This window comes from Pseudomonas nicosulfuronedens (genome assembly GCF_005877905.1).
Lineage (GTDB): Bacteria > Pseudomonadota > Gammaproteobacteria > Pseudomonadales > Pseudomonadaceae > Pseudomonas > Pseudomonas nicosulfuronedens.
In genome coordinates, this window is record NZ_SWDV01000116.1 from 1 (window position 1) to 1,283 (window position 1,283).

A 1,283-nucleotide genomic window follows, 5' to 3' on the forward strand; every position below is an offset into this window, starting at 1 on the left:
GCGAGAGGTTTCGATACTGTAAGCCCCACTAGTAATCACTTACCGACCGGCTGCAAAAAAACTAAGCCCCCCACCGGAGGAACATAGACCATGGAGGGTGCCAGCTCAGCATTTGCAGAATTGCTCGCCGACGACCTTGCCTCGCTCGCGTCACTTGGTGACCGCCAGGCGACTATCGCCACTCTGCTCAGAACTACAACATCTACGGCAGAGGGGCGTCAGCGTTTTCTGGGCCTGGACGCAAAGTTCATGCTGGGAGACTTGGCATTCACCCTTCGTGATCTCGCACCAGCAGCGCATGACCGCCTTAGTTCGACCCTAGGCCCACACCAGAGCAAGCTGCAGAGCGAACTGGGAGCCGAATCTGTAGCGCTAATTTGGTCGATCACCTCGATGGCCAGAAGCGTTATCGCTGTCGATAGAGTCGCAGATGCCTTTGCTGCCAACGATGCGCAGCGAGACGCAATCATGGCGTTTGGGCTCGAGTGGTGGATGAAGCAGCTCAGTCCTCAGGCTGCGCTCAAGTCTTGGTATGTAATCAAGAAGCTCTTCCCCCCTGAAACGTTGCCCGCATTACTGCTGTCGCTCTGCTCTGTTGCTCTTCAGGTAGCCACCCCCGATGACAAAACTCCGGCTCAAGCGGATGACAATATCCGCGAGGCGCGGGAGATTGCGGCGAAAGTTGGGGGAGTTGAAAAGCTCGTTGTGAAGCCGCTCAATGTTCGGCTTGGCCCTGGTAAGAAGTACCCAAAAATCGATAGTCCGCTTGCTCCTGGCTCCATCGTCTCCGTCGTGAAGGAGACCTCTGATGGGTGGACATTTGTCCGCCGGCATGGAACTGCGGGAGATACTGGGGGCTGGGTGGCGTCGAAGTTTCTAAAGGATGTTCCAGAGGTCGACTAGGAACGCTTGAACATCGGGTGCTCGTCACTCACTCACGACCCTTGGGTGTACACCATACAGCCGTTCAGTAGCCAGAAGCGGAAGTCTCGGATGCACGCCATGGCCAGAGTTGCCCGTGACGAGGGGCAGCTACCGGCCAGAGGCGGACGGCTGCCACCGACCAGCTGAAAGCTGAGCTTTACTCCATTCGCTCACTTGGAAATCGCGAACCCGGATATCAGATGGACTTCCTTGAAGACTTCATACTCAACCATCTGGCACTGGACTCGGACGGCCGCAGGTGTGGAGTTACTACCTATTAACGGATAGGCTAGGCCCGATCAGCTATGTTGACCCGGCTGGGGGCAAAGGCGCTAATGAAATTGAGGGGCACTCTGGCG

General features: G+C 56.7%; 1 protein-coding gene. It reads left to right on the forward strand.

Annotated elements, in window-relative coordinates; genetic code table 11:
• The first annotated feature begins 90 nt into the window (after positions 1–90).
• Positions 91–903 carry an SH3 domain-containing protein gene (locus FAS41_RS30675; RefSeq protein WP_138527024.1) on the forward strand — a complete coding sequence of 271 codons (813 nt, stop codon included), beginning with the start codon at positions 91–93 and terminating at the stop codon, positions 901–903.
• Positions 904–1,283: the final 380 nt, after the last annotated feature.

What these genes read in the sequence shown, in the direction of transcription:
- FAS41_RS30675 (WP_138527024.1), top strand. Translation starts at nt 91, where the DNA reads ATGGAGGGTGCCAGCTCAGCATTTGCAGAATTGCTCGCCGACGACCTT.